Here is a 9555-nt window from a genome sequence, read left to right as displayed (position 1 = left end):
AAAATAACCTGTGATAAAAATTGATAATTTATCGCCCGAATGCTTCGCCCTTACAGGAAAATAACCTGTGATAAAAATTGATAATTTATCGCCCGAATGCTGATGCTTCCAGCACGCTTCGCGAACGCCCGTAAAGGAGTCAGGAGTCAGGAGTAAAACTGGCTTTGTATCTAGGTTTCAATTGAGATTCTGTGCCTCATTGATCTGCAATCTACTGTCATAGCAATTTAGCTTGATGACAAAAGCAAATATTTTACCTATTCCGCATAACAGCAAAAAGGCGACATCTGAGTAATACGTGAGTTTAGCACAGGAATCAGTTTCTTAATTCTCAGCGAATGGATGGAAAAAGCCTCGTGAGAACACGAGGCATAAACAGTTATCAGTTATCGCTTTTCAGTGTAACCTGTCATTTGTCACCTGTAAACTAAGACTGTTGAGGTCCTTTGGCATCGGAATGTTTAGCCAAACACCGTTCTAAAAGTTGAACCCTCCATATTAGCGCAAACTGACGAGGATTCCAGATAAATTTAGTATCACGACCAAATAAGGGCTGGTTCAAATAATCCCAAAGAGGAAATTTAATTTTTGTGTGTTCGAGAGCCATAGGTGGAACAAAATATTATAAAATTGCTTCAGGAGTAGTTGGCATTTTATTTAAAAAAATTATTTGATAAATAAATTTCCACTACTAATACCTTTATAATTCAAGAATAAACCAGTATTTTCCGAATGTCTTTGTGGCAATTGCGGAATTTAAGAAAACTTTATTTTTATTAATTTTAAGAAATTGTTAGTAAATCCTGACTTGGTTGTTGACAATAATTCTGGAAGGGTGGAAGACTGAAAAGAAAATTTTGATATGCCATAGACATTTGTCTAGCCACTTCATCAATATGAACGCAACTAGGACTAGTCCCTAAACCGGAAACAGCAACTATATTGATTGGCTTTTGTAAACAATTGTAGTAGAACTTATTATGTTGGCGGATAGCTAACAAAGTTGATCTCTCTTCAACTGCGTTAATAACACAACAATTTCATCCATTGCTTTTCTCACCACACTTGCAGGTTGTTCAGACTGATTTACCATAATACTAAAAACCAAAGTTTCATAATTAGGAACATTGACATATCCAGATAAAGAAACCACACCCATCATAGTACCTGTTTTTGCTTGGACAATTCCTTGAGCAGATGTATTCAGAAAACGATTTTTTAAAGTACCACTAACACCAGCAACAGGTAAAGAAGCACGAAATACTTCTGCTTGGGAAGATTTACTCATCACTTGCAAAAGTTGTACCAAAGCTTCTGGACTAATTAAATTTTTACGAGATAACCCAGAACCATCTACAATCTTATAGCTATTCGGTTCAATTCCTAATTCAGTTAACGTATTTTTTAAAGCTTGCAATCCTAAATCAGCAGTATTTTTATTTTTGGCTAATTGCTGTTTATCAGCTAAACTTCTGAGTAAGACTTCAGTATACAAATTATTACTATTGACATTTGTTTCTACTAATAATTCAGATAGCGGCGGAGATTCAACAGCGGCTATTTCTTGTTCATTATTACCACCATTATTAACAGATGTCCGGTTAACTTTTATTCCTGATTTTGTTAAAGTTAAACGGAAATTTTGCAAGAAATTTTGAGCAGGATCAAATACCGCTATAGCTGTAATATCTGGTTCTGAGTTTACAGGCAATTTTCCTGTGATTCTTAAAATCTGACCTTTTAAATCTCGGTAAACTTCCACATCACCCGGTTCATTTTCTGGAGTAGTAATTGCATTATTTTCAATCTGCCAATTATAAGCATCCAGAGGATTAGACCATTTAATTTTTAAAGGTTTTCCAATTTCTTGAGGCAAAAAAGTTATAACAGAAGTATTTTCATTAACAATTAAACTATTGACAGGTGCGCCATAATAAGATTGTACATCTTCCCATTGCCAACTAGGATGAACTACCTCACCTTGAAAATAACTATCATCAGCAATTAATTGATTAATTTCCCGAATACCTTTTTGATATAATTGCTTGGCTAATATTGTTAATTGCTCATTTTTAAAACTTGGATCTCCTCTACCAACAACCCGCAAAATACCTTCACTGTCTTGATAAACAGAGGTACGAATGCGAAAATTTGCCCCTAGTTTCTGCAATGCGGCTGCTGTTGTGAAAAGTTTAGTATTAGAAGCAGGAATAAAATATTTTTCTGGATCTCGACTGTAAAGAGTTTGTGGAGATGATAGGGGTTTGATTAAAATTCCCCAACGCATTCTCTTAAATATAGGACGATTAATTACAGCATCTATAGATGATTCTATTTGAACAGAACAAGTATATTTTGTGCTAGTTGCTGGTGCTGTTGGGGTTTGTGCTTGAGCTATGTGCTGGTTAACATTAATTTGAACACCGATAAATAACAGCATCAAGCTAATAGATATTTTTTTGTGAATCATTTTATTTTGGCTAAATGTAATCCTAATGTTGTAACTTACAGCAGATTACAGATCAATGAGGCACAGAATCTCAATTGAAACCTATACACAAAGCCTGTTTTACTCCTGACTATTTTTATCACAGGTTATTTTCCGAATGCTTCGCCCCTACTTCGCCCCTACGACTCCTGAATTCTGCTGTACTTTGCGTAGCTGAATTACTACTTAAAAAGCCCATGATCGCCTAAAATTTGCTACTCATGAGCTAAATTAACTTATTTATGTGAAAACTGCAAACTAAAGAGCTAAATGACCTAATTCTTGGAAAAGAGGGGGATATTCAAAAAACAAACCAATAATTATTCTTCTTCCTCCTCTTCTTCTTCATATTCTTCAAAAATTTCGTCTATCAGTTCTTCTGCTCGCTCATCGGAAATTTTTAATGCTTCCTGAAGTTCAAAGAGATAATCTTCTTCTGATTCGGGTATGTCTTCTTCCATTCCCAGGATCAAAATAGCTGTGATATAGGCAGTTTCACGATAACTCTTTTTTGTTAAGGATGCGATCGCACTAGGAATTAAATTCTCTACTTTTTCTTCCTCTATCAAGGTGTTGACTTTTGCTGTTAACTTATCAAAGTCTTCCTCAGAGTAACTTGCAAACAGTTCAATACCTTCTAACATTTCTGGTAAGGGGTATTCTTCGGGGGTAATAATACCTTCATCCTCACCAGAAGCGGAAAAAAGTCCGATAATGGCGATCGCTACTTCTGGTTCTAGTTTAACTGGAGTTTTGATTTTGCTTTTAACCAACTCACTTTTAGACATGATGATCCTTTTGACAGACTATTATTTAGATTCCCAAATCATTGCATAAAATCACAGAGACTGTTACTTTTTTTCATACATTTGCACACAGAAGTTATGTTTTTAACATCAAAAAGATTTTAGCTAAACTCAAAAGCTATATCCCAATCTAGAAGGTGATTTTCACACAATATCCCCGACTTCTTGCAGAAATCAGGGATCTGATTCTGATTATATGACTTACAACTTATTCCCGCACTCAGCACAGAAATTATGACTGGGTGGGTTTTTTGTACCACAATGGTTGCAGTAAACTGGCTCAACTGCGGTTTTTGGTGCTGGCTTCGGTAAACCAAACATCTGGGCGTTACTCTTACCAGGCGCTACCATTGGATAGCAGTTTTCATCCTTAGTAACACGCACATCTACCACTACAGGTCCATTGTGTGCCAGCATTTCCGCGATTTTATCTGCTAAATCTTCTCTGGTATTAATCACCATACCTTTAATACCATAAGCCTGTGCCAAAAGTTCAATATCTGGCATCCCTACTTCCATGTTAGAGCAGGAATAACGCTCACCGTAAAAGGCTTGTTGCCACTGGCGCACCATTCCCTGCCAACCGTTATTTAAAATTACGGTCTTGACATTTATACCATATTGTGCCAAAGTCCCCAATTCCTGTAAACACATTTGGAAACTAGCATCACCACTGATACAGATTACCTCTTCATCAGGGAAAGCTACCTTTGCACCCATCGCCGCAGGTACACCAAAACCCATTGTTCCTAAACCTGCACTAGAGATCCAGCGTCTTGGACCATTCTTCAAAAATTGGGCTGCCCACATTTGATGTTGTCCCACATCAGTAGTATAAAAAGCGTTGGGTGCTTGACGACCAACTTCCACAATTACCTCTTGGGGAGAAATACTATCAGCATGATGAGGTACAACCAAAGGATAATCCTGTTTCCACTGGTTGATTAAATTCAACCATTCTTGATTTTGGTTGGGTGTTGCTTTGCCGTTTGCGTCTTGACAGCGCCGTAATAAATCTTTTAAAACGTTTTTGACATCACCAACAATAGGCACATCAGGAACACGGTTTTTACCTACTTCTGCTGGATCAATGTCAATGTGAATAACTTTAGCGTGGGAGGCAAACTCATCTAATTTACCTGTCACGCGGTCATCAAATCTTGCACCAACACAAATCAGTAAATCACAATCTGTCACCGCAAAGTTAGCGTAAGCTGTTCCGTGCATTCCCAACATTCCCACAGATAGGGGATGATGTTCATCAAATGCACCGATACCCATTAAGGTTGTGGTGACAGGGATATTAAATAATTCTGCTAATTGTTTAACTTCTTCGTGAGCATTAGCCGCGATCGCACCCCCACCGACATACAATAAAGGACGACGACTTTCACGAATTAACTGGATAGCTGCGTTAACTTGTCTGGGGTTGCCTTTAACTGTGGGACGATATCCTGGTAATTTAACTGAACCTGGTTCTACAGGCACATAATCAAATTCTTCTAAAGCCACATCTTTAGGAACATCTATCAAAACAGGTCCAGGTCTACCCGTACTGGCAATGTGGAACGCTTCCGCCACAATTCGCGCCATATCTTTAGGATCACGCACTACATAAGAATGCTTAACAATGGGTAAAGTAATACCGTAAATATCTGTCTCCTGGAAAGCATCAGTACCAATTGCTGCCCGTGGTACTTGTCCAGTGACAATAATCATGGGAATAGAATCCATGTAAGCAGTCGCAATACCCGTTACCAGGTTAGTTGCTCCTGGACCAGAAGTACCAAAACATACTCCTACCTTGCCAGTTGCACGGGCATAACCATCAGCAGCATGGGAAGCACCTTGTTCGTGTCTGACAAGAATGTGTTTAATTGTACCAGTTTCCTCTACTTTGTAAAGGTCATCATAAATCGGTAGAATTGCTCCACCGGGATAACCAAAAATGTACTCAACACCATGACGCAGCAGACTATCTAACAAAGCAAAACCGCCAGTTGCCCGTTTTGGAGTTACAGGGGTAGATTTAGAGACAGCAGACTGTTTCTGATTTTCCGATTGTGGGAGACTGATTTGAGAAGACGATGGCACGGTTAACCTCAAAATATAACTAAAAGTTAAGCCTTAGATTTTGTATTTAGAATTTCAGGGTAATCCAATTCTACACCCAAAATAAAAACCACTTTTAATTGAGTGGCTTTTTTAAATTTTTAATACATTATTACTAATTCATCAAATACCTAATTTGGATTTGCTTTAGAAAAGCGGGGAAGTCAGAGTATCTGAGTATTGGTGTTTGTGAGTTTCATCTTTACATATTTGCATGATTCCTTGTCCTAGCCAAATTTAAGCTTGCAGTTTAAGTAAGGCTATTCGTCATTTCAATCTGCAATACATAAAAATTAATGCAAAAAAACAACATACTTTATTAGTCTGTACAACCTGCGCTAGTGTGTGGAAAGACGGTAAACAGATAGGTGAAGGTGGCGGACAGCAGCTATTACAAAAACTTCAACAACTCGCACAAACTTGGGAACTGCACTCTAAATTCTCCATTCAGGGAGTCCAATGTATGAGAGCTTGCAACCATGCTTGCGTTATCGCTTTGCAAGGAGAAGAGAAATTTACCTGGGGTTTGCTGAATAAACCTAAAACCTTGATATATCAAAGGTTAGAGGCTGATAAACACAGAAATTAGTGCAAGGGTTTTGAAGGGTATACCGGAAAAAGTGTGCATTTTTTGGGATTTCAAGAGATAGCAAAGAAATTTTCAAATCTCCTCCTGACTCCTGACTCCTGACTCCTATGCCCTCACGGAAAGACTTTCTCAGCAACCCCTACCTATCTTTTCGGTAACTTAGCAGTTGATGATAGTGTATCTGCCATACTGCTATGTGCCACCCAATACTACACTAGCCCCAAGGGTTTACTACCTTGGTCAGAACGTCCAGAAGCTTTAAAAACAGGCATATTAGCCAAAATACCACCCCTCAGTAAATGGGCAAAACTCACCCAAAATTCCTGTTAATTAAAGTTCGTAGTGAGGACTTTAGTCCTCCAGACAAACCCAGAAACTAGCTTGAAACTAGCTTGCAAAACTTACCCTAACTGTGATAATAATAATCATTACCAAAATTTACAGGCTAAAAACTTTTGTGCAGACCACCAGTATTTATTTATTCAGGGACCTAACTACCAATGCGTACTCAGCTTATTATCAGGTGGGGAACTCAAATACTGATTTCTAGTTTGACCATTACATCCGGGATATTAGGGAAAAATTACCCCAGCATAGCCACAGAAGTTACACCAAAATCTGAAAATTCCGCCCAAGACTTACAACCAATTGCACAAACAGAGGAAAAAGAACCGGATATAGAAATCACAGTGATTGATAGTATTCTTAACGAACCAGTATTTTCACCCTTTCGTCGAGAAGGAACAGTCAAAGATTCTACTCGTCCGGTTTACGTCATCACTGGGGAAGAAATGGAAGCGCAAGGTGCAAGAACAGTCAAAGAAGCACTGCGATTTTTACCGGGTATTTTGGGTGATGGAACTGTAGGAACAGAAGTCAACGCTTTAAGTGGTCAATTTATTCGCGGTTCTAACACCGGTCAAGTTTTAATATTATTGGATGGAAGACCAATTAATAATTTAGGTGGTGGAGGTTTCGACCTTTCAGAATTTACCAGTAATAATATTGAAAGAGTTGAAGTCTTACCCGGAGGTGGTTCAACCCTCTATGGTTCAGACGCAATTGGTGGAGTAATTAACATTGTTACCCGTCGTCCTACAGATAAAATTACCACCACAACGAAAGTTAACATTGGGTCTTATGGACTCAACCAACAAAGCATTCAAAATAGCGGGAAATCTGGTGATATTTCTTGGGTAGTTGGTTACAACCGTACCCAAGCACAAAATAATTATCCCTTTAGCATTCCTGAAGCTAACTTTGAAGGGACAAGAAAAAATAATGACGCACTATTCAACAACTTTAATCTCAAATTAGAAGCTAATTTAGACAAACGTAATACCTTAGCTTTATCAACTTTATACTTAGGGAAAGAACAGGGATCACCCGGAGGTGTACCCATTCCTGTACCCCAATTTGGACAGGGATTTTTTAACTCTCTCACCGAGAATAACCGAAAATACACAGACCAAGTTCTCACTGATTTAACCTGGAACTCTAAATTAGGAAAGGGAGATGATTCACTATTAAAAGCGAGAATTTACGCCGATTTTCTCAACACTCGCTTTGATAATCGTAGTGGTGCAATTACATCTCAAAATCGCTTTGATACTCAACAAGATTCCTATGGTGTGCAAATTACCCATAATTGGAATTTATCTAAAAATCAAACCTTAGTTTATGGCTTTGATTATCGTAATACTAATGTCCGCAACACTTCCTTTAATTACGGGACAAATATTTTACGAGTAAATTATGATGATGGTATCAGTCAAGGGGCGATATTTAGTAGATATGACATTCAGTTTTCTCCTAGTTTAAACGTCAATTTAGGAGTGCGTCAAGACTTTAGTAGTTTAGTTAATGGTTCATTTACATCTCCATCTGTAGGTGCAAAATTCGCAGTTTCTGATTCCACTACCCTGAGAGCTAACTATATCAGAAACTTCCGCGCCCCCACAATTGCCAATTTATTTAATAATAATCCTACTAACATTGGTAATCCTGATTTAAAACCAGAAAAAGGTGATAGTTTTGATGTGGGAATTGACCAAAAAATAGGCAATATCGGCTTACTGCGGTTGACATTTTTTAGCAACCGTGTTTCTGATACCATTGCCTTTACAAGACTCACTCCACCAATAAATGGGAATACGGGAACTTGGGAAAATATTGGTTTAGTCCAAACTCAAGGAATTGAAGCATCTCTGAATTTACAACTAGCAAGAAATATCTATGGTTTTGTGAATTATACAGCCAATGACCCACGTATTTTAAAAAGCGGTAATCCCGCAGAGGTTGACAAAGAATTACGTTTTGCAGGTGCAGATAAGTTAAATTTTGGTGTGTCTTATGAAAATCCCCAAGGTTGGTATTTTGGTTTGTTAATGAATTCTTTAAACGGATATCCAACCAATAATACAAATACAGAATTTTTGCCGGGATATACCACTTTTGATATGAAGATGCGTGTGCCAATTAATGATAGGCTAGTATTGACTTGTAGCTTGGATAATTTGTTTAATCAGCGTTATCAGTTATTCCCTGGTTTTCCTGATGGGGGTAGGGTATTTCAAGTGGGTTTGAGTTCTAGTTTTTAATAATTATCTCACGCAAAGATGCAAAGGAGAAGTACGAATGGCTGAGTTTAATTGTTGGGTACAACCAATGAATAAAATAGAAACAGAAAATCTATCTACGGGTGGATGTGTTGAGTATGAATATTTTGATTGTGGGAGTGATGTTTTAGCATCGTTAATGTATACTTTATTTGAGCAAAATTGGCAGCAGGTGGGAATTGCCCATATTGTTCAAGGTAGTGTTTTAGAGTTGGAATTTAATGCACCTCCAAAACTATGTATTCTCTATGATGGATATTTGACAGTGGCCGCTGAAGGGTGGCATTTACATTTGTGTATTGATACTAATTTCGGTGGACCTTTATGTAAAACTCCTGTGGAAGTGAGGAAGCAGCGTCTAGTTTCTCGTGCAGCTTTTTATCGGCGGTTTAATCCAGAAGGAAATCCTAGAAGTTGGGGGATTCAATTTTGGAATGGTGCGAATGAACAATTGATGACGATTTTATTACCTAATCCTTTGGTAGATGGGGAAAATTTATTACCAGAAGGAAAACCAAATTTAGAAAAGTTAGCTTTGTATCAAGATTTGAGAGATATTTATGTGTTAGGAATTAAACCAATTCCCTTTAATAAAAATCCTCTCAAACATTCCTATATTTCAGTTTGTACTTCTACTCGCTGTCTTCCTTCTCGCAAATGGCAACCTACATTTGAGGCGTTAAAATCAGCAGTGGAAAATGCAGGTTTAGATATAGAAGTAAGAACATCTGGTTGTTTAGAAGTTTGTCAATTAGGACCTGTGGTTTTCTATTCTAATGATAGAACTTGGTACACTCGCGTTAATCCTAATGTGGCAGAAAATATTGTCAATGAACATTTAGTCAAGGGTAATAAGGTGGCTGAAAACTTATATCCACCGGAAAAAGTATAAGCTACTCCCCATTAATTTTTCTGTAAAAATATGCTCGTAGTAAGGGCTTT

At 37.7% G+C, this 9555-nt stretch carries 6 protein-coding genes and 2 pseudogenes; 4 read left to right on the top strand and 4 right to left on the bottom strand.

Going from position 1 to position 9555, the window contains the following annotated elements:
* Positions 1–782 precede the first annotated feature (782 nt).
* From H6F47_RS17640 to ilvB, 4 genes are all read right to left on the bottom strand, one after another.
* Entirely contained in the window at positions 783–1001 is a 219-nt protein-coding gene (locus H6F47_RS17640) for a hypothetical protein (protein ID WP_190650265.1), read from the bottom strand.
* Positions 995–2470 carry a D-alanyl-D-alanine carboxypeptidase/D-alanyl-D-alanine-endopeptidase gene (gene dacB / locus H6F47_RS17635; protein ID WP_190347581.1) on the bottom strand — a complete coding sequence of 492 codons (1476 nt, stop codon included), beginning with the start codon at positions 2468–2470 and terminating at the stop codon, positions 995–997. Before dacB ends, H6F47_RS17640 begins: the two co-directional genes overlap by 7 nt.
* 338 nt (positions 2471–2808) lie before the next feature.
* Positions 2809–3276 carry a tellurite resistance TerB family protein gene (locus H6F47_RS17630; protein ID WP_096566238.1) on the bottom strand — a complete coding sequence of 156 codons (468 nt, stop codon included), beginning with the start codon at positions 3274–3276 and terminating at the stop codon, positions 2809–2811.
* A 219-nt stretch (positions 3277–3495) separates the two neighbouring features.
* Complete coding sequence (ilvB, locus tag H6F47_RS17625; protein ID WP_190650263.1) at positions 3496–5388, bottom strand: biosynthetic-type acetolactate synthase large subunit; 1893 nt, start codon at positions 5386–5388, stop codon at positions 3496–3498.
* A 295-nt stretch (positions 5389–5683) separates the two neighbouring features.
* Between ilvB and H6F47_RS17620 the strand changes: the two are divergent.
* From H6F47_RS17620 to H6F47_RS17605, 4 genes and pseudogenes are all read left to right on the top strand, one after another.
* Positions 5684–5929: pseudogene (locus H6F47_RS17620) on the top strand (DUF1636 family protein); the annotation flags it as partial.
* Positions 5930–6136: 207 nt separating this feature from the next.
* Positions 6137–6325: pseudogene (locus H6F47_RS17615) on the top strand (DUF1636 family protein); the annotation flags it as partial.
* A gap of 170 nt (positions 6326–6495) precedes the next feature.
* Positions 6496–8595, top strand: coding sequence for a TonB-dependent receptor (locus H6F47_RS17610; RefSeq protein WP_137668163.1), 2100 nt, complete (start codon positions 6496–6498; stop codon positions 8593–8595).
* Between the two features lie 37 nt (positions 8596–8632).
* Positions 8633–9505 carry a ferredoxin gene (locus H6F47_RS17605; protein WP_190650261.1) on the top strand — a complete coding sequence of 291 codons (873 nt, stop codon included), beginning with the start codon at positions 8633–8635 and terminating at the stop codon, positions 9503–9505.
* The last annotated feature ends 50 nt before the right edge of the window (positions 9506–9555 follow it).

It is taken from the genome of Sphaerospermopsis sp. FACHB-1094, from assembly GCF_014696195.1.
Lineage (GTDB): Bacteria > Cyanobacteriota > Cyanobacteriia > Cyanobacteriales > Nostocaceae > Sphaerospermopsis > Sphaerospermopsis kisseleviana.
The sequence above is the reverse complement of the archived record's forward strand: the minus strand, read 5'-3'. Positions and strand labels throughout refer to the sequence as shown.